The organism is Methanomicrobiales archaeon, from assembly GCA_030019205.1.
Lineage (GTDB): Archaea > Halobacteriota > Methanomicrobia > Methanomicrobiales > JACTUA01 > JASEFH01.
Genome location: JASEFH010000003.1, coordinates 35,730 through 54,841 on the forward strand (window position 1 = coordinate 35,730; position 19,112 = coordinate 54,841).

Consider the following 19,112-nt stretch of genomic DNA (forward strand, 5'->3'; position numbering starts at 1 on the left):
CGCACCCCTGCAGACTCCCTAGCCCCTCACCCGCACGTCGGTGCGGATGGAGAGCTTGCAGACGCCGTCGCGGAACACCCGCACCACGCCCCCGCTCTCCGATACCGTCACCCCCACGACGGGGATGTCGGCGGTGATGGCGGCCGTGGCGCGGTGCCGTCCGCCGAGTCCGCCCGGCAGGCTGACCTTCTTCTGGACGATGTCGAGGTACCGCCCGGCGGAGAGGATGTAGCCCTCGCGGTTCACCACGAACATGCCGTCGAGCTGGGCGAACTCCTTGATGCTCTCCCAGTTCTCGCGGTTCTTGATGTCCGTCACGGCTGCCGGCTGCCCCTCGTAGGGGTTGAGGATCGCCTGGTGCGACCGCCGGAAGATCGCATCCCCGTCGCCGATGATGAACGCCGTCCCGATCGGTCTCCCCTCCCGCCCCTCGAGCGCGATCTCCATCGCGAGGGAGAGCACCGCGTACATCACCTCCCGCGGTACAATGTCCTCGAACTCCTTGACGTTGATGAAGTTCTTGCCCTCGCCGATGTCGTAGAGCAGGATGGCGTAGGGGAAGACGCCCACGACCATCCCGTGCTCCAGGCGGCGGGTGAGGTAGAGCTGGATGGCCGCGTCCAGCATGTGGTGCTCGCAGACCTCCAGGATATCCTGCATGGTGAGGTCTTTCAAGACATCGAGCTGGAGCTCCTGGACCCAGACGATGGGGACGTCGGAGGCGCAGGGGCAGGGTTTGGTGAACGAGACGATCGCCCGCGCGCCGATCTCCGCGGCGATCCGCGCCGCGGTGTTCATCATCAGCTCCGCAGTCATAGAAGCTCCCGGACGAGGGAGGGTATCTCCGAGGGGCGGGACGCGACGCTCACCCCCATCCTCTCCAGACGGCGGATCTTGGAGCGGGCGTCGCCCTCGCCGCCCTCCACGATCGCCCCCGCATGCCCCATGCGCTTCTCGGGGGGCGCGGAGACTCCGGCGATATAGGCCGCGAGCGGCAGACGGGTGGACGCGACCCCCTCCTCCTCCAGGGCGCCCCCGACCTCGCCGATGAGGACGACGGCCCGCGTCTCCCGGTCCTCCTCGAAGCGGTGGAGCACGTCGGCGAATGTCTGGCCGATGATCGGATCGCCGCCGATCCCCACCACCGTGCTCTGCCCGATACCGGCGCGGGTCAGCTCGTGGACGATCTCGTACGTCAGGGTGCCGCTCCGCGAGATGACGCCCACGTTCCCCCGCGAGGCGAGGTGCACCGGCATGATCCCGAGCTTGCACTCGCCCGGCGAGAGGAGACCGGGGCAGTTCGGCCCGATCACGGTGCAGCCCTTCAGGCGGGCGTAGGCGATCGCCTTCATGGTGTCGTGCACGGGGACGTGCTCGGTGATCACGACCGCGAGCTCGAGACCGCCCGATGCCGACTCCATGATCGAGTCGGCCGCCGCCGCCGCCGGCACGAAGATGACGTTCGCCTGTGCGTCGTGCTCCCGCAGGGCGGCACGGACGCTGTCGTAGACGGGCACGCCATGCACCGTCTGCCCCCCCTTGCCCGGACTGATGCCGGCGACCACGCCCCGCCCTCCCACGGAGCGGGCGTAGGCGTTCATCAGCTGGATGTGGAAGGCCCCCTGCTTGCCGGTGGCGCCCTGCACGATCACGCCCAGGTTGCGATCCCCGTAGATCATCGGGACGCCTCCACCGCGGCGCGCACCGCCTGGTCCATCGTCTCGAACATCTCGTAGCCGTGCTGCCGCAGCAGGGCCCTCCCCTCCTCCTCGTTCGTGCCGGCCAGCCGCACCATGATCTTCTGGGGCACCTGCGCCTCGACGATTCCCCGCGCCACCTCGTCGCAGCGGGTGATCCCCCCGAGCAGGTTCACCAGGATGACGCGGACGGACGGATCCGAGGCGACGAGGCGGACCGCGTGCATCACGCGCTCCTGGTCCGCGCCGCCGCCGACGTCCAGGAAGTTGGCCGCCGCGCCCCGGAAGTACTGGATCAGGTCGAGCGTCGCCATGGTGAGCCCGGCGCCGTTGCCGATCACGCCGATGCTGCCCGCCAGCTCCACGTAGGAGAACCCGTGCCGTTCGGCTTCACGCTCGCGGGGTGAGAGATCGCGGTTCACCTGGATGCCCTGGCGGGAGAGGGCGTTGTCGTCCACGACGATCCTGGCGTCCGCCGCGACCATACCCCCCGGCGTGGACACCAGGGGGTTGATCTCCGCCAGCAGCGCATCCTTTCCCCGGAACACCTGGTAGAGACGCTGGATGACGGGCCCGATCCGCACGTCCGTTCTGCCGGCGAGTTCGCGCACCATGAACGCCGGCACCTCGGTCAGCAGCGGCGAGACGGTCACCCTCCGCACGGCGTCGGGCCGCTCTCTCGCGACCGCCTCGATATCCACGCCGCCCGAGTCCGCAAAGAGGATCACCGCCTCCCGGCTGGAGCGGTCGATCGTGATGGAGAGGTAGTACTCCTGCTGGATCGGGAGACGCTCCTCCATGAGGACGGTGCGGACCGGGAGGCCCTTGATCTCCCGCGAGAAGAGTTCTGCAGCGGTCTCGACCGCATTTTCACGATCCGCCATCAGGATGCCGCCGGCCTTTCCCCTGCCGGCCACCTCCACCTGCGCCTTCAGGACCACCGGGGACCCGATGGCGTCCAGGTGCTCCCCGACTTCGTCCGGGCTCCGCACCAGGATCCCTTTCGGAACCGGGATCCCGTACGCCCGGAAGATCTCCTTCGCTTCGTGCTCCATCAGTTTCATGCGCTTCCTCTCCCTTCCCGCACCAGCGCGAACCCGCGCTTCAGCGCCTGCAGGTTCAGACCCTCGGTCCCCTTCGGCACGCTGTCCAGCACCGCCTTCTCGATCGCCGCCTCGCTGACGACCCCGGTCGCAGCGACCAGCGCACCGAGCATCACGATGTTGGCGACGATCACGCGTTTCAACGTGTTCTTCGCCTCCGACGTCGCCGGCACCGCGTACCATCGGCAGTCGGGGCGGGAGCGCACCATGTCGGAGTCCAGGACCATGACCGCGTCCCGCGGGGCGCCGGCGCCGTAGCGTTCGAACCCCTCCTGGGACATGATCACGAAGATGTCCGGCGCCGTCACCTCGGGGTAGAGGATCGGCTCGTCGTCGATGACGACCGCGCTCATCGATGCCCCGCCGCGGGCCTCGGGCCCGTATACCTGCGTCTGGACGGCGTGCTTGTTGTCGTGCAGGGCGGCCGCCCGCCCCAGGATCACGGCGGCGAGGATGATGCCCTGGCCGCCGAAGCCGGAGAACCGCACCTCGTGCCTCACCGTCTCGCCCCCAGCACCGCGCGGTTCCGCCGCACGAACTCCCCCATCGGGATCATCCCGGGGGGGACTTCCTGCCCCTCCCGCTCCATCCGCTGCTTCTTCTGGAGCAGGATGGAGTGGGTCTTCAGGTACTCGACCATATCCGTCGCCTCGCGGAGGCGGTTCCTCCGCCCGTAGCCGGTCGGGCACTGCACGAGCGCCTCCACAAAGGAGAATCCGGGCGTCTCCAGACCCGTGCGGATCGCCCGGGTCAGCTCCTTCACGTGGTAGGAGGTCCAGCGGGCCACGTAGTTGGCGCCGGCCGCCACCGCGAGCAGGGAGAGATCGAAGGGCTCCTCCTCCGCCCCGTAGGGCGTGGTGGACGAGAGCGCGCTCCGCGGGGTGGTGGGGCTCCCCTGCCCGCCCGTCATGCCGTAGATGAAGTTGTTCATGCAGACGACCGTCATGTCCACGTTGCGGCGGCAGGCGTGGATGAAGTGGTTGCCGCCGATCGCCGCCAGGTCTCCGTCGCCCGTGAAGACCACCACCTGGAGCGCAGGATTGGCCAGTTTCACCCCGGTCGCGAAGGCGAGCGCCCGCCCGTGGGTGGTGTGGAGTCCGTCGGTCTTGATGTAGCCCGGTGCCCGCGACGAGCAGCCGATGCCGGAGACGAAGACCGTCTCCTCGCGGCTCCACCCCATCGACTCCACCGCGTCCAGCGTGCAGTTGATCACGGTGCCGTTGCCGCACCCGGCGCAGTAGATGTGGGGTAGGCGGTCCTCGCGGTACCAGTCCAGGAAGGTCATCGGGCCCCCTCCGCCGCCCGGGCGAGCTCCCCCGGCGTGTGCAGCTCCCCCCCGATCTTGGGTATCGAGACGACCGCCTGATCCACGTGCCGCTCGATCTCGCGGGAGATCTGACCGAGGTTCATCTCGGGCACGAGGAACGTGCGGGCGTTCCTGAACTCCCGCAGGGCGAACTCCGGGAAAGGCCAGACCGTCTTCAGCCGCAGGTGGCCGATACCCCCGTCTCCGGCGTCGTGCAGCACCTGCTGCACGGTCCGCGCCGGGGCGCCGTAGGAGACGAAGACGATCTCGGCGTCCGGGTTGACCGCGTCGTAGTCGGCGATCTCCCGCCGGGCGTCCTCCACCTTCCGCACCAGGCGGGTGACGAGAGCCTCGTGGATCTTCGGGTGGTTCGTGCGCGGGTAGCCCCGCTCGTCGTGCGTCAGCCCGGTGACATGGACCGCATGCCCCCGCCCGAAGGCGGGGAATCCGGGGACGCCGTCCGCTCCACCCTGGAAGGGCAGCGCACCCGCCTCCAGCGGTCTCCGCTCCGCGATCTCCACGCGGTCGGGGATGACGATCCGCTCCCGCATGTGCCCGACGATCTCGTCTGCCATGAGAAATACCGGTACGCGGTACCTGTCCGCCAGGTTGAATGCCTTTGCCGTGAGTTCGAACATCTCCTGCACGCTCGCCGGCGCGAGGGCGATGATGCTGTAGTCCCCGTGCGAGCCGAAGCGGCACTGGAGCATGTCCCCCTGGGCGGCGAGGGTGGGCTGGCCGGTGCTCGGGCCCCCCCGCTGGACGTTGACGATGACGCAGGGCGTCTCGGTCATGGCCGCGTAGCCGATGTTCTCCATCATCAGGGAGAACCCCGGTCCGCTCGTCGCGGTCATCGCCCGCACGCCACTCCAGGAGGCGCCGATGACGGCGGCGATGCTGGCGATCTCGTCCTCCATCTGGATGAAGGTGCCCTGCCGCCCGGGGAGGCGTGCGGCCATGTGCTCGGCGATCTCGGTCGACGGGGTGATCGGGTAGCCGCCGAAAAAGCGGCAGCCGGCCGCGAGCGCCCCCTCGGCACAGGCCACGTTCCCCTGCATGAACTCGGTGCGGGTCATGCCTCGACCACGACCTTCGTCCGGGCCAGAGGCGTATCCTCCTCCCAGCGGATCGCCTGATCCGGACAGATCTTCTGGCAGTAGCCGCAGATCACTCTCCCGTAGAGGTGCTGGAGGCGGCAGTTGGGGCAGCGTTCGGGCCGATCCAGGATCGGCTGGACGATTCCCCGCTCGTTCTGCGTATGCCCGGGCTGGAATATCCTGTAGGGGCAGACCAGGGTGCAGAGGTTGCAGCCTTTGCATCGTTTCTCGTCTATGACCAGGTGCATGCCTTCGTATCCTTACCCCTAAGGTTGAACCGCCGGAGAAAAAAAGGTATACCCGTCCGTCGGGTGCCGATTTCCCTCCCTGCGGCAGGGCAGCGGGAGGAGCAGACGATCCCCCCGCCTAGAGCCGTGCGCAGCCTCGCGCCCTCTCCATCACCGAGGCGAAGAGGTCCGTCCCCCGGGCATCGATACCCACGACGAGGGGGAGGCGGTCGAGGCGGAGGATCCAGATCGCCTCCGCCATCCCGAGGTCCTCCCAGTAGACGCCTTCGAGCGCCATGCGGGAGGCGGCGAGCACGGCGCAGCCTCCGGTGAAGGCCAGGTAGACGCCCCGCCCGCGGAGGTGCTCGACCACCTCCCCTCCCATGCCCCCTTTCCCGATCAGCGCCCGAACGCCACGATCGAGCAGGAAGGCGGTGAAGGCGTTCATCCGGGCCGAGGTGGTCGGGCCGGCGGCGAGCACCCGCCCGTCACGGACGAGCGGGCCGCAGTGGTAGACGGCAGCGCCCCGCGGGTCGAACGGTATGCCCCGCTCGAGCATCCGCCGGTGCGCCTCGTCCCGGGCGGTATACACGATCCCGGAGAGGGTGATTCGATCCCCGGCCCGCAGGTCCAGCACTTCGTCCCCGAGGGGGGTCGTGAGTTCTCTCACCGCCGCACCTCCACCGTCGCCCGGCGGCAGGCCCAGCACTGGACGTTGACGGCAACCGGGAGGGATGCGGTGTGGCAGTCCGCCTGCCGCACCTTCACCGCCAGGGCGGTGGTCTCCCCACCGAGCCCCATGGGGCCGATCCCGAGGGCGTTGACGGCCTCGCAGAGCCGCCGTTCGAGCCCTGTCATCGTGTCGATCGGGGAGAGCAGGGCCTCCTTCGCCAGCGCTGCGGAGCCGTCGAATGTGCCGCCGATCCCGACGCCGAGCACCAGCGGCGGGCAGGGCCGCCCGCCGGCGCGGAGCACCGTCTCCACCACGAACCGTTCGATCTCCTCCCGCTCCGAGGGGAGGAGCATCCCGATCCGCGAGACGTTCTCGGAACCCGCCCCCTTGGGCAGGGCCGTGATCGCGAACCGCTCGCCCGGGCGGAGATGGACCGACGGCATGCCGGGACCGGTGTTGTCCCCGCGGTTCTCCCGCGTGAGGGGATCCACCACGTTGGGGCGGAGCGGCACCCTCTCGGTGGCGCGCCGCACGCCCTCGGCAAGGGCGGCATAGAGTCGCTCCGAGAGGGGGACGTCCGGTGGCAGGGAGACGTACAGAACCGGCACACCCGTGTCCTGGCAGAGGGGCAGCCGCAGCTCCTCCGCCAGCTCCACGTTTCTCAGGATGTTCCGGAGTTCTGATCGTGCGACGGGGTTCGGTTCCCGCTCTTCCGCCCGCTGCAGGGCGCGGAGAACGTCGGCGGGCAGGTGCACCTCCGCCTCCTGCAGGGCGCGGCAGGTCGCGTCGGCGACGGCTTCGAAGAGCGGGGTATTCGGGGTATTCTGCATTCATTTTAATGAAATCGCGCGGATCTAAAAAATATTGCGGATCCTGTCAAATTCCCGCGGCACGGAGAGCAAGAAAGAATCCATGTACGCGAAATTCCTATGGGGCAGATCGATGCCCGTCTCTATTCCCTGCGAAGATGTACACCCATGATTGCTGCATGGAAGAGCGAAGGATCGGGTCTGCCCAACAGGGCCCGATCGTGGCGCGGAGTCTGCATGCTGTACACTGGGCGATAGCCTCTCAAAGCTATTAGATACCCCTGGGGTATGGGAAGAGGAGTTCTGACCCTCCTTCCAGGGATGTGACGAGGCTCGCGGAGAAGCGGTTGTATTCTCGACAGAAGAGCTCGAATCGCGCGATCCGTAGTGGTTCTCGCACGCGGGGGCGGGGGCGATTGGGAGAGGGCTCGTGCCATCCTGCCCTCCAGGGTATCGTACTGGCGGGGCGGGGGCATGGGGGGAGAGGGCGCGCCCCTTCCCCCTCTCGACCTCCTTCCCCTGTAGTATCGATAGGACTGCAACTCATGCCATTGAGAGTTAGAATAATCCCACTCCCCGAATCTGGATCGGACCTCAAGGCCATCCCCCTGTTTAATTGTGGCAGGGCAAGGCCATCCAGGAGGTGCACTCCCCCCTTGGTGCGATAGGACCCTTACACGGGATGCTGATACAGGATCGGAGGTCCGTGCCTGCGATCCTGGTCGGATCCCTCCGTATACGCAAGGATGGCAAACGATCTCCGATCACCCGGAAGAGGCCCCGATCACCTTTTCACACTGCAGATGCGATAAGGCCTGGTATCCTGCCTCTTGGAGAACGTATCGCCCTTCTACGCCTCCGGGTATCCGTATTATCCTATCAAACCTGCATCTCCGGAGAAAAGCAGGACCCGAATCGGGAGAAGAAGAGAAACGGGTGGGGCTGATTTATGAAACCAATCCCCGGTCAGGGATGGTACGCGATCGGAAAAAAGTATTGCTTGTCAGGCTGCCGCCGTCTCCGTGATGGTGATGCGGCTCGGCGAGGGGAGCTTGTAGCCCCCGTGGCGGAGGGCGTCCTTCGCCTTCTCCACGTACTGGGGCGTGGTGAAGACCGAGATGATCTTCTGCCCGGCCTGGACGCGGGCGGCGGTCCCCACCGGCTTTCCGAAGGCAAGGCGCATCCCCTCGGACACACGGTCGGCCCCGGCGCCGGTCGCCTGCTTGTTCTCCCGCAGCACATGGTGGGGATACGTGCGAATCTTCAGGCGGAAGTTCATCCTGCCCACGTTGGACTGCAGCCTGCGGTTGATGGAGACGCGGGCCGCCTCAAGGGCCGAATGCCGGATCTGGCACTGCTCGATCACGGAAAGGGAGACCTCGACCGGGAACTCCTCCGAGAGGTTCCCCAGATCGAAGGTCACGATCTTGCTGCCCGGCACCCCTCCCATGTATTCCCGCCGCGTATACGCCTTCTTGTTGATATTCCTGTACATTCTTCCTGGTTTTCGTACCATTGTCCTCTCGCTCCGTGATATTCTTTATAAAATGGATACCCGCTCTAATAAAACTTACTGGATTGCTGCCGATTCCTCGGTGATCAGGTCGAGCACGTGCTTCCGGGTGGCGGTGAAGTCAGCGCACGTCCGATCCCGCGGGCGGCAGTGGATCACGTTCACGATCTCCTTCACGCGTCCCGGGCGCTTCGTCAGCACGACGATCCGATCGGCCAGGTACACCGCCTCGTCCACGCTGTGCGTGACAAAGACGATCGTCTTCTGCATCTTCTCGTGGATCTGCAGGAGTTCCTTCTGCATCCGGTTCCGGGTCTGGGCGTCCAGAGCCCCGAAGGGCTCGTCCATGAGCAGCACCTCCGGCTCGTTCGCCAGCGCCCGGGCGATTGCGATCCGCTGCCGCATGCCTCCCGAGAGTTCGGAGGGGTAGCTGTCCCGGAACGGCTCCAGCCCGACGAGCGCGAGATACCGTTCCGCGATCGGAATGCGTTCGCTCCGCGGAACCCCCCGCATCTCCGGACCGAAGGCGATGTTGCCCAGCACCGTGCGCCAGGGAAAGAGCGAATACTCCTGGAAGACCATCCCCACCTTCGGATTCGGCTCGCGGAGCGGTGTGCCGTCCAGCAGCACCTCTCCGCCCGTCGCCACCTCCAGCCCCGCGAGAATCCGCAGCAGGGTCGTCTTGCCGCAGCCGGACGGCCCGAGCAGGCAGATGAACTCCTTGTCCCGGATCTCCAGGTCGATCTCCTTCAGCGCGTCCAGGGGCGCGCCGTTCTCCTTCCCGAAGGTCTTGGAGACCCCCCGCAGTGTCACGGCACCCATTCAGAGCACCTCCCCCTCGCGCCAGCGCAGGAGGCGCCTGTCCACGTAGAACCGGAACACCATGTCGATCAGGAGTCCGAGCACCCCGAGCACCACCATGTAGACGACGACGTTGTCCATCTGGTGCAGGTAGTAGTAGTGCCACATGTTCTTCCCGAGTCCGTAGTTGCTGACCCCGAAGAGCTCGGCGGCCACCAGGCACATCCAGCCGACGCCGGTGCCGATGCGGATGCCCGCCGCGATGGAGGGGATCGAGGCGGGCAGCGCGATGTAGCGGATCAGGTTCAGGCTGCTCGTGCACCCCAGCATCTTCCCCGCCTCCACGAAGACCTTCGGGACGTTGCGGAACCCGGTATAGGTGTTGATCAGGATCGGGAAGACGGCGCCGATGAAGATCACGAACCCGGCAGACTGGTGCGTGAGCCCGAACCAGACGATGGCGAACGGGATCCAGGCGAGCGGCGGGATCGGGCGGAGCAGTTCGATCAGCGGGTTGACGGCCGTATCGATCTCCTTGAACCATCCCATCAGGATGCCGATCGGCACACCGACAAGGAGCGCGGCCGCAAGGCCGATCGCGAAGTGGTAGATGCTGATGGAGAGGTCCGTCAGCATCGGTCCCCGCGTCACCAGGTCGACGAGCGCCAGGGCGACCGCGGAGAGGCTGGGGAGGACGAAGGGATCGCGGACGACATACTCGGCGACGATCTGCCAGAGCCCCAGCGCGACGATCAGGGAGCCGAGCGCAAGCCACCCGCTGTTCCTACGCAGGCCCCGTCCCGGCATGGCGAATCACGATGGCGGCGGCTCTCTTTCTGCTGCGCGAACGAACGTGCTGATGCTTCATCTGCTGTACGTATCTGTCCTGAAAGAATATGAAGGGAGGCTCTACGCCCGGGCTTTCTCGTAGAAGCTCAGGTCGAAGATCTCGTCCCGGGTCAGGGGTTTCTTGATGTAGCCGAGTTCGTACTGGATCTGCGCGAACTCCGTGACCGAGTCGACGATGACGTTCGGGTCTGCGATCCACGCACCATCCCATTCGTTCACCGAGCGGATGACCTGGTCGTACTTGGCATCCGTCTTGGCGGCGTAGATGGCTGCAGCCTCTTCGGGATGCTCGGCATTGTACTGCGTCGCCCGGATGTGCGTCCTCACGAGCTGTTCGACGATCTCCGGATGCTCGCGGATCAGGTTCCCCGAGACCGCGAGGACGCAGCAGGCATGGTTCGGGTCCATCTCACCGGAACGGACCACGGTACGCCCCTTCCCCTCGGCAGCGATGACCGAAGGGGAGGGGTGGGGCAGGAACACGCCGTCGATCTGGCCGGCGGCAATCGCCGTTACCGCGTCGCCGGGCGCCATGGCCTTGATCGACACGTCGCGGTCGGGCTCAAGACCGTTCTCTTTGAGCCAGTTCCGCAGGATGGTGTCCTGGATCGAGCCAGGCGGGAACGTCCCGATGGAGAGGCCCCGCAGATCGGCCGGGGACGAGTAGGGGATCTCGTTCCGCAACACGAGGTCCGAGCCCTGCATCTGCACGGCGGCGACGATCTTCGCGTCCAGGCCGGTGCTGATCGCCGTCAGCAGGGGCGCGGAACCGGTGTAGGCGACATCGATCTGTCCCGCCTGCATCGCGGTCATCTCGGGAGGTCCCGAGGGGAACTGGTAGTCGGTCACCGTCTCGACGCCGAAGCGGGAGAGGTCCTCCTTCCACCACCCCTTCTCCATGGCGGTGATGTGCGCCATCTGGTGGGTGCTGGGCTGGTAGCCGATGCGGATCTCCTTCACGGACGAGGCCGGGGTGGTTATGCACCCGGCCATCAGGGTCATGGCAGCGGCAATGATTAGCACGCCGAGAGCCAACAGTATCCTTCTCATACGAATCCCCGTATAGCTGCAGTGTATACTGGACGCGGATAGCTATTAATGATTATGCTTCTGGACTCAATTATTATTCAATTGTATTCATAATTCCGCAAATAATATACATTTGTGCAATGTGATTATTATAATTGTAGAAGACGGGGGATAGCCCCTTCCTGGCCTGGACATATGTAAAATTATATCCCGCTCTTTGACCTAGAAGTACCCATACCATGGTACAACTCGATCCCATCGACCGCCTCACCCGGGCGGCCCTGGAGTCGGACGAGCAGTTCGTCGCCACGCTGAAGGACATCCTCCGCCACGAACTCCGCATCAGCGTGCGGGAGCTGGCGGAGAGGAGCGGCATCGCCCAGAGTTCCCTCTACAAGATCCTGCACGGGAAGCGATCCCCGAACCTCTCCACGCTGCGGGCGATCAGCCGGGCGCTGCGGCAGTTCTCCCGCGCCGGCGAGGAGGAGTTCATCGGGGTCATCGCGGCGCGTCCGGTGCTGGAGGGGATCGTGGACCGCATGGCCGAGATCGACGGGAGGCGGATCCGGGTGCGGGAGTACCCGGTCCAGACGGTGGAGGACGCGATCGTGGCCGCTGTGCGGGCCGAGCGGGAGGGCGCGATCGGGATCGTCTGCGCACCCATCGTGAGCGGCACCATCGAGCACCTGGTGCGGATCCCCGTCGCGACCATCGTCCCGCGGGAGAGCATGGTGCGGGCGATCGAACTCGCCGCCCGGAAGGCGTGGCATTAATCTCGTTCTGCAGCCTTTACTACTACGGAAAAAGGGGGTTGTAACAGAGGATGCGACAGGATCAGATCCGCGCCGGACGGCTCGCGGGGGAGCGTTCCGACGCGATCACGGAGTATCTCTCATCCATGCCGGCCGACCGCTGGATAGGAAGGGCGGACGTGCTGGTGGATATCGCCCATCTGCTCATGCTGCAGCGGCAGGGGGTCGTCGCCGGTACGGCGGCCGTCCCCCTGCTCCGCCTGCTGCTGCGGCTGTACGAGGAGGGGCTCCCCGCGGAGGTCTTCGATCCGCGCTACGAGGACGTGCATGCCGGGATCGAAGCCTACCTGATCGAGCATGCGGGGGCGGACGCGGGAGGTCGGCTCCAGATCGGGCGCTCGAGGAACGACGAGGTGGCCGCCTGCATCCGCCTCCGCCTGCGGGAGGAGATCATCGCCCTGATGAAGGATCTGCTCGCGCTCCGCGAGACGATCCTCTCCCTCGCCGGCCGCCACATCGAGACGGTCATGCCGGGATTCACCCACCTCCAGGTCGCCCAGCCGACCACGCTCGCGCACCACCTGCTCGCCTACGAGCAGGCGTTCTCCCGCGACTTCGAACGCCTGCGCGACGCCTACGGCCGCGTGAACCGCTCCCCGCTCGGGGCGGCGGCCTTCGCCTCAACGGGGTACGCGATCGACCGGGCGTTCGCGGCGGAGTGCCTGGGTTTCTCGGGCATCATCGAGAACTCCATGGACGCGGTATCGACCCGCGACTTCGCCCTGGAGACGCTCTCCGCGCTCGCCGTCCTGATGACGAACGCGAGCCGGCTCGCCGAGGAGCTGATCCTCTGGTCCTCCCCCCTGATCGGCTTCGTCGAGCTCGCCGATCCCTACTGCTCCTCCAGCTCCATCATGCCCCAGAAGAAGAACCCGGACACGGCGGAGATTCTGCGCGGGAAGACGGCGACGGTCGTGGGCGACCTGACAGCGGCGCTGGCCCTCGTGAAGGCGCTGCCCATGAGCTACAACCGCGACCTGCAGGAGCTCACCCCCCGCCTCTGGGAGGGTGTCGGGGTGGTGCGGGCGAGCATCCCGCTCCTCGCCGGGATGCTCGGCACCGCCCGCTTCGATGCCGCACGGATGGAGGCGGCGGCGGGAAGCGGATTCTCCACGGCGACCGAGCTCGCCGACCGCCTGGTGCGGGAGTTCGACCTCCCCTTCCGCACCGCGCACACGATCGTGGGGAGGGCGGTACGCGGCGGTCGCCTGAACCTCGCGGAGGTGGAGAAGGCGGCCGCGGACGTTGCGGGGATCTCCCTCGCCGGGCGGGGGCTGACGGAGGAGCGCATCCGCGAGGCGCTCGACGTCCGATCGGTCGTCGCTGCGCGGAAGGCCCCCGGGGGACCGGCACCCGCCGCGGTATCGTCGGCGCTGGCGGGGCGGCATGAACTGCTAGCCGCCGACCGCCGGCACCTGGAGGGGCTCGGAGAGCAGAGCAGCCGTGCGGTGGAGGGGATGCTGGAGGCGGCCCGGAGGCTGGTCGCGTGACGGCCTCGTTCCAGGCGGGAGACCGCATCCAGTGCGCCCATGGCGGGCGGCTGCTCGACGGCACCTACATCACGGAGAGGGACGGGATGGTGGTGATCAAGCTCGGCAGCGGCTACAACATCGGGGTGCCGGGGGACTGCTGCACGTTCGTGGAGCGCCCCCGCCCGGCGAGACCGACGCCTGCGGCGGTTGAGCAGGATCCCTCCCTCCCCGAGCTCTCCATCGTCTCCACCGGGGGCACGATCGCGAGCCGCGTGGACTACCGCACGGGGGCGGTCACCAGCCAGTTCGATGCGGACGACATCCTGCGGGCCATCCCCGGCCTCGGACGCATCGCCCGTTTCCGCACCCGCCAGGTGAGCACCATCCTCTCGGAGAACATGACCCCCGCCATCTGGCAGGCCCTGGCCCGCACCATCTACGAAGAGGTGAAAGACGGTGCGGCCGGCGTGATCGTCACCCACGGCACCGACACCATGGCCTACACGGCGGCGGCCGTCTCCTTCATGGTGCGATCGCCGGTTCCCATCGTCTTCGTGGGTTCCCAGCGGTCCGCCGACCGCCCGAGCAGCGACAACGTCATGAACGCCCTCTGCAGCGCCGCCGCCGCCGCCGGCGACCTGGGCGAGGTCGCGGTGGTGATGCACGCGACATCGAGCGACGACGTCTGCGCCATCCACCGCGCGACGCGGGTGCGCAAGATGCACACCTCCCGGCGGGACGCATTCCAGAGCATCGGCATCCCCCCCATCGGGACGGTGGAGTACCCGTCGCTGCAGGTCCGTCTGCGGGAGGAAGCGGTGCGGCGGGGGTCCCTTGATCCGGCGCTCCACACCGATCTGGAGGAGAAGTGCGGGCTGCTCTACTTCTACCCCGGCATGCCCGCATCGGTGCTGGAGTGCTTCGAGGGCTACGAGGGGCTCGTGCTCGCCGGCAGCGGCCTCGGTCACGTGAGCACCCGCTGGATCGAACCGTTGAAGCGGCTGATCGACGGCGGGACCACGGTCGTCATGACCTCCCAGTGCCTCCACGGGCGGGTCTGCGATCGCGTCTACGACACCGGGCGGGACCTGCTGGCGATCGGTGTCGTCGAGGGGGAGGATATGCTCCCGGAGGCGGCGCTCGCGAAGGTGATGTGGGTGCTGGCGCGGGAGCGGGATCCGGAGGCGGTGCGGCGGCTCCTGCAGACCGATCTCGTCGGAGAGATCACGAGGTGTTCCTGCCATGGACTATGAGAGGCTGGGGCTGAAGGCGGGGATCGAGATCCACCAGCAGCTCGATACGGAGCAGAAACTCTTCTGCCGCTGCCCCACGGCGCTCCGCGAGGCGGACGAGCGGAACGGAGAGTTCTGCCGCTACCTGCGGGCAACGGAGAGCGAGATGGGCGAGATCGACCGGGCGGCGGAGGAGGAGATGATGGTGATGCGCCGTTTCCGCTACTACACCTACGACACGACCTGTCTTGTGGAGGCGGACGAGGAGCCGCCGGCGCCCATGAACCCCGAGGCGCTCGCCGTCGCGCTCACCATCGCGCGGCTCTTCTCCATGAGCCCGGTCCCGCAGGTGCACACGATGCGCAAGCTGGTCATCGACGGCTCGAACACGAGCGGATTCCAGCGCACGGCGCTGGTCGCGATGGGCGGGCTGCTCCCGAACGGGGGGGCCGTCGAGACGATCTGCCTGGAGGAGGAGGCGGCGCAGAGAATCGACGATCAGACCTTCTCCCTGGACCGCCTGGGAATACCCCTCGTCGAGATCACCACCTCGCCCTGCCTGCATACCCCCGAGGCGGTGCAGGAGACGGCGGAGTACATCGGCATGGTGCTCCGCTCCACCGGCAGGGTCAAGCGCGGCATCGGGACCATCCGCCAGGATATCAACATCTCCATCCGCGACGGGGCGAGGGTGGAGATCAAGGGCGTCCAGGACCTCGACCTCATCGCCGAGACGGTGCGGCGGGAGGTGCAGCGGCAGCAGGCGCTCCTCGCCATCCGGGACGAACTGCGGGAGCGGGGCGCCCGGGTGAGCGGGGAGGCGATCGATGTCACGGATCTCTTCAAGGGCACGAGATCGTCCATCCTGAAGAAGGCGGCAACGATCCTCGCCGTTCCCCTTCCGGGGTTCGCCGGGCTCGTGGGGCGCGAGACCCAGCCGGGGCGGAGGCTGGGGAGCGAGATGGCGGACTACGCCAGGAAGTGCGGCGTCGGCGGGATCTTCCACACGGACGAGCTGCCCGCCTACGGGATCACGGCGGGCGAGGTGGCGCGGCTCGCGGCATTCTGCGGGGCGGGACCGCAGGACGCCGTCGTGCTGGTCTCCGGCACCCCCGATCGGGCGGCGTGTGCCGCCCGGCAGGTGCAGCGGCGTGCGGCGATGGCGCTCGAGGGGGTTCCCGAGGAGACCCGCCGCATGCTCGAGGGCGGGAGTACCGCCTACATGCGCCCCCTGCCGGGCGCCGCCCGCATGTACCCCGAGACCGATGTCTTCCCCGTCGAGATCAGCGAGACCCTCTGGCGCAGCATACCGCTGCCGGAGCTGCTCACGGAGCGTGCGGAGCGGTTCACTGCCGAACTCGGTCTCGACCGGACGCTGGCGCGGCAGATCGCCTTCTCCGAGCAGCTCCCCCTCTTCGAGCGGGCGGTGGCGGAGGGCTGCCGTCCCGCCCTCGCCTGCCGCACGCTGGTCGGGACGCTCCGGGAGCTGCGGAGATCCGGCGTCGCCACGGAGCGTCTCGCCGATGCGCAGATCCTGGAGGTCCTCCGCGCCGTGGAGGAGGGGCGGGTCGCGAAGGAGGCGGTTCCCGTGGTGCTGACGGCGGTTGCCGCGGGGCAGACCGTGGATGCGGCGATCGAGCAGGCGGTCCCGCCCCTCTCCCTCCGGGAGCTGGAGGCCCTTGTCGAGTCCATCCTCTCCGATCGCTCCGCCTTCGTGCGGGAGAAGGGGCGGGCGAGCCTCGGTCCCCTGATGGGCGTCGTGATGCGGGAGGTCCGCGGGCGGGTGGACGGGAAGGTGGTGAGCGAGGTCCTGATGAAGAAGATCGGGCAGATGCTCGGGGAGTAGAGGCGGGGCGGATGCGCCCCGTCTCCCCGACAGGTATATTTATGCCCCTATCCAATGGTATAGAGAGTTTTAGCTATGGGAAAGACAGGATCAGTCAACTGGTGCCAGGTGAAGGGCGTTCACGGGCAGATCAGGCTCGTGCCGCAGAAAGAGGCGGAAGCGAAGAAACCCGGGCCGAACCAGCGCTACAAGTCGAGTGCAGCCCTCAAGAAGCTGACACGCTCCAGCGAGGGGGACGATCGGAGAGGCGGGCGGGGCGGCCGCAGACCCGGCGCTCGAGGAGGCCGCAGGGGCGGCAGCCGGGGCCAGGAAGCCGACGGCCTCACCCGGATGGTGCGGCGGCACATCGTTCGGGCGAAGTCCTCCGTTCTCGGCGCCAAGGGGAAGGCACGGAAATAATCGGGTGGCGTTCCGCCACAGAACACTTTTTTATACCGCCTCAAGAAGTATGAGTATGGATCTGCAGCAAGCGGTCAGGAGTTACTCTTTTGCGGAGCGATCGAAGTCAGAACTGTTGATAGCCTCCAAACTCCTCCTCGCACTCGTCTCCTTCTCTCCGAAGGAGAAGGAGGGGGGAAGGCGGATGATCATCTCCCTGATGGACGCCATCCGCACGGAGATCGATTTCGCCCACAACAGCACCGGCAACATCGAGTTCCAGAAGGCCATCAACCACGTGAACGAGGCGATCAGCCTCACGGAGTCCGGGCAGTTCGGGCTGGCTGCCGAGAAGGTGGCGCAGTCCATCTCCGCCGTGACCACGGTCGCCCAGGCGGCATGGCAGGTGCTGGATGAGCGTGGACTCCTCTGAGTTTCTCGCATTCCTGCATTCCCGCTCGTCGGTGCGGGAGTTCCACCCGGCGGAACTCGCCCCCTCCCAGATCGACGCCATCCTGGCGGCGGCGAGCCGCGCCCCGAGCGCGGGGAACCTGGAGGCCTGGGATGTGGTGGTGGTGACGGATGCCGAGATCCGCGGGGAGCTCTCGGAGGCGGCGCTGAGCCAGCCCCACATCGCCGAGGCTCCGGCTGTCTTCGTCGTCTGCGCCAACTACGTCCGCTCGATGTCCCGCTACGGGGAGCGGGGGATCCTCTACGCGGTGCAGGACGCCACCATCGCCGCCGCGTTCATGATGCTCGCCGCCCACGCGGAGAACCTGGGGGCCTGCTGGACCGGGGCGTTCGACGAGGAGGAGGTGCGGGGGATCCTGCAGCTGCCCCGCCACATCCGCCCGATCGTCCTGCTCGCCGTGGGGAGGCCCCGTGCACTGCCCGCGAAAACGCCGCGGATGCCGCTTGCCGAGCACGTGCACCGGGAGGTCTGGTGAGATGCCGGACTACGTGGTGACCCTGGAGTCCGCCTGGCTGGTGAAGGACGTCAAATCGCTCGACGACGCGATCAGCGTCGCGATTGCGGAGGCGGGGAAGCGCCTGAACCCCGCGACGAAGTTCGTCGAGATCGAGATGGGCATGCTCTCCTGCCCCTCGTGCGAGACGGAGCTGGGCTGCGCCCTGGTGGTGGCGGATACCGCGCTCGTGGGGCTGCTCCTCCAGATTCGGGTGTTCCGGGCGGAATCGAAGGAGCATGCCGTGCGGATCGCCAAATCGGTCGTGGGCAGGGCGGTGCGGGACGTCCCTCTCAAAGTGCAGGATGTGCAGGAAGCATGATCCACGTCGTCGGGCACACGGCGATCGACCACCTCTTCCGCATCCCGATGCTCCCGGAGAAGCACGGGTCCACGTACATCCTGGATCACCAGGTCTACTACGGGGGCGGGGCGGCGAACATCGCCGCCGGCATCGCCCGCCTGGGCGGGAGCGTGACCCTCATCAGTGCGGTCGGCGGGGACTTCCCGGGCAGCGATTACCACCGCTGGATGCAGGAGCTCGGAATCCGCACCCGTTTCTTCGTGGTGGAGGGTTCACGCACCCCGACCGCCTACATGTTCACGGAGGAGTCCGGGGCCCAGATGACCTTCTTCGACTGGGGCGCCTCGGAGACCTTCGCCTCGCAGGAGGCGGAGAGTCTGCCGTTCGTGCACCTGGCGACGGCTGACCCGGACTTCAACATGCGCGTGGCGGAGAAGAGCGACTTTGTATCCTTCGACCCCGGGCAGGATCTCCTCACCTACTCCCACGAGCAGCTCCGCGCCATCCTCTCCCACACATCCCTCCTCTTCGCCAACCGCCACGAGCTGGCGAGCATGTGCCAGGGTCTCTCCCAGGAGCCCGGGGATCTCCTCGGCCCCATCCCGATCGCCGTGATCACGATGGATGTCGAGGGGAGCGTGCTCTATGTGGACGGGAAGCGGCACTTCATCCCGGTGATCCCGGTGCACATGGAGGATCCGACGGGCGCCGGGGATGCCTACCGGGCGGGGTTCCTCACGGCGTACCGGCGGGGGTACGGGCCGCTCGAGTGCGCCCGTATCGGGACCGTGACGGCCTCGTTCGTGGTGGAGAAGGTCGGCTGCCAGACCAACCTCCCGACCTGGGAGGAGATGGCCGGACGATATCGGCAGTTTTTTGGCGATCTTGAGGATAAGCTCTCTGCAGATCCATGAGGAGGGCGCGTTCATCCGTCCACCGGGCGGTTCCCGTTCTTTTTCCACGGTATACGGCGAGCGATCCCCCCGTGCCGCCGGCGGG

At 67.1% G+C, this 19,112-nt stretch carries 22 protein-coding genes; 9 read left to right on the forward strand and 13 right to left on the reverse strand.

What is annotated here, in order from left to right; translation table 11 throughout:
• Positions 1-18 precede the first annotated feature (18 nt).
• The 13 genes from QMC96_02760 to QMC96_02820 form a co-directional block, all read right to left on the reverse strand.
• Positions 19-816, reverse strand: coding sequence for a diadenylate cyclase (locus tag QMC96_02760; GenBank protein MDI6875675.1), 798 nt, complete (start codon positions 814-816; stop codon positions 19-21).
• Positions 813-1,679, reverse strand: coding sequence for a succinate--CoA ligase subunit alpha (sucD, locus tag QMC96_02765; GenBank protein MDI6875676.1), 867 nt, complete (start codon positions 1,677-1,679; stop codon positions 813-815). The genes QMC96_02760 and sucD overlap by 4 nt, the downstream gene beginning before the upstream one ends.
• Entirely contained in the window at positions 1,676-2,761 is a 1,086-nt protein-coding gene (gene sucC / locus QMC96_02770) for an ADP-forming succinate--CoA ligase subunit beta (GenBank protein MDI6875677.1), read from the reverse strand. Before sucC ends, sucD begins: the two co-directional genes overlap by 4 nt.
• Complete coding sequence (locus tag QMC96_02775) at positions 2,758-3,300, reverse strand: 2-oxoacid:ferredoxin oxidoreductase subunit gamma (GenBank protein MDI6875678.1); 543 nt, start codon at positions 3,298-3,300, stop codon at positions 2,758-2,760. The genes sucC and QMC96_02775 overlap by 4 nt, the downstream gene beginning before the upstream one ends.
• Positions 3,297-4,085 (reverse strand): thiamine pyrophosphate-dependent enzyme, encoded by a 789-nt coding sequence (locus QMC96_02780; GenBank protein ID MDI6875679.1) that lies wholly within the window; start codon positions 4,083-4,085, stop codon positions 3,297-3,299. The genes QMC96_02775 and QMC96_02780 overlap by 4 nt, the downstream gene beginning before the upstream one ends.
• Positions 4,082-5,182 (reverse strand): 2-oxoacid:acceptor oxidoreductase subunit alpha, encoded by a 1,101-nt coding sequence (locus tag QMC96_02785; GenBank protein ID MDI6875680.1) that lies wholly within the window; start codon positions 5,180-5,182, stop codon positions 4,082-4,084. The genes QMC96_02780 and QMC96_02785 overlap by 4 nt, the downstream gene beginning before the upstream one ends.
• Positions 5,179-5,451 (reverse strand): ferredoxin family protein, encoded by a 273-nt coding sequence (locus QMC96_02790; protein MDI6875681.1) that lies wholly within the window; start codon positions 5,449-5,451, stop codon positions 5,179-5,181. Before QMC96_02790 ends, QMC96_02785 begins: the two co-directional genes overlap by 4 nt.
• 118 nt (positions 5,452-5,569) lie before the next feature.
• Positions 5,570-6,100, reverse strand: a complete 531-nt coding sequence (locus QMC96_02795) for a FumA C-terminus/TtdB family hydratase beta subunit (protein MDI6875682.1) — start codon at positions 6,098-6,100, stop codon at positions 5,570-5,572.
• On the reverse strand, positions 6,097-6,933 hold the full coding sequence (locus QMC96_02800) for a fumarate hydratase (protein ID MDI6875683.1): 837 nt from the start codon (positions 6,931-6,933) through the stop codon (positions 6,097-6,099). The genes QMC96_02795 and QMC96_02800 overlap by 4 nt, the downstream gene beginning before the upstream one ends.
• A gap of 982 nt (positions 6,934-7,915) precedes the next feature.
• Positions 7,916-8,428, reverse strand: a complete 513-nt coding sequence (locus QMC96_02805) for a 50S ribosomal protein L16 (GenBank protein MDI6875684.1) — start codon at positions 8,426-8,428, stop codon at positions 7,916-7,918.
• A 54-nt stretch (positions 8,429-8,482) separates the two neighbouring features.
• Complete coding sequence (locus QMC96_02810; GenBank protein MDI6875685.1) at positions 8,483-9,247, reverse strand: ABC transporter ATP-binding protein; 765 nt, start codon at positions 9,245-9,247, stop codon at positions 8,483-8,485.
• The gene (locus QMC96_02815; protein ID MDI6875686.1) at positions 9,248-10,033 is read right to left on the reverse strand and encodes an ABC transporter permease; all 786 of its coding nucleotides are present in this window, start codon (positions 10,031-10,033) and stop codon (positions 9,248-9,250) included. It lies immediately after the preceding gene.
• 102 nt (positions 10,034-10,135) lie between these two features.
• Positions 10,136-11,125: an ABC transporter substrate-binding protein gene (locus tag QMC96_02820; protein MDI6875687.1), complete on the reverse strand. Its 990-nt coding sequence runs from the start codon at positions 11,123-11,125 to the stop codon at positions 10,136-10,138.
• A 218-nt stretch (positions 11,126-11,343) separates the two neighbouring features.
• Between QMC96_02820 and QMC96_02825 the strand changes: the two genes are divergently transcribed.
• The 9 genes from QMC96_02825 to QMC96_02865 all read left to right on the forward strand — a co-directional run bounded on the left by QMC96_02825 (position 11,344) and on the right by QMC96_02865 (position 19,027).
• On the forward strand, positions 11,344-11,877 hold the full coding sequence (locus QMC96_02825; GenBank protein MDI6875688.1) for a helix-turn-helix domain-containing protein: 534 nt from the start codon (positions 11,344-11,346) through the stop codon (positions 11,875-11,877).
• Positions 11,878-11,927: 50 nt separating this feature from the next.
• Positions 11,928-13,406, forward strand: a complete 1,479-nt coding sequence (argH, locus tag QMC96_02830) for an argininosuccinate lyase (protein ID MDI6875689.1) — start codon at positions 11,928-11,930, stop codon at positions 13,404-13,406.
• Positions 13,403-14,641, forward strand: a complete 1,239-nt coding sequence (gatD, locus tag QMC96_02835; protein ID MDI6875690.1) for a Glu-tRNA(Gln) amidotransferase subunit GatD — start codon at positions 13,403-13,405, stop codon at positions 14,639-14,641. The genes argH and gatD overlap by 4 nt, the downstream gene beginning before the upstream one ends.
• Positions 14,631-16,466 (forward strand): Glu-tRNA(Gln) amidotransferase subunit GatE, encoded by a 1,836-nt coding sequence (gene gatE / locus QMC96_02840; GenBank protein MDI6875691.1) that lies wholly within the window; start codon positions 14,631-14,633, stop codon positions 16,464-16,466. The genes gatD and gatE overlap by 11 nt, the downstream gene beginning before the upstream one ends.
• A 75-nt stretch (positions 16,467-16,541) precedes the next feature.
• Positions 16,542-16,865: a DUF5350 domain-containing protein gene (locus tag QMC96_02845; GenBank protein ID MDI6875692.1), complete on the forward strand. Its 324-nt coding sequence runs from the start codon at positions 16,542-16,544 to the stop codon at positions 16,863-16,865.
• Positions 16,866-16,920: 55 nt separating this feature from the next.
• Positions 16,921-17,277 (forward strand): hypothetical protein, encoded by a 357-nt coding sequence (locus tag QMC96_02850; GenBank protein MDI6875693.1) that lies wholly within the window; start codon positions 16,921-16,923, stop codon positions 17,275-17,277.
• Complete coding sequence (locus QMC96_02855; GenBank protein MDI6875694.1) at positions 17,264-17,791, forward strand: nitroreductase family protein; 528 nt, start codon at positions 17,264-17,266, stop codon at positions 17,789-17,791. The genes QMC96_02850 and QMC96_02855 overlap by 14 nt, the downstream gene beginning before the upstream one ends.
• Before the next feature lies 1 nt (position 17,792).
• Entirely contained in the window at positions 17,793-18,131 is a 339-nt protein-coding gene (locus QMC96_02860; protein MDI6875695.1) for a DUF555 domain-containing protein, read from the forward strand.
• Positions 18,128-19,027, forward strand: a complete 900-nt coding sequence (locus tag QMC96_02865) for a carbohydrate kinase family protein (protein MDI6875696.1) — start codon at positions 18,128-18,130, stop codon at positions 19,025-19,027. The genes QMC96_02860 and QMC96_02865 overlap by 4 nt, the downstream gene beginning before the upstream one ends.
• Positions 19,028-19,112 lie beyond the last annotated feature (85 nt).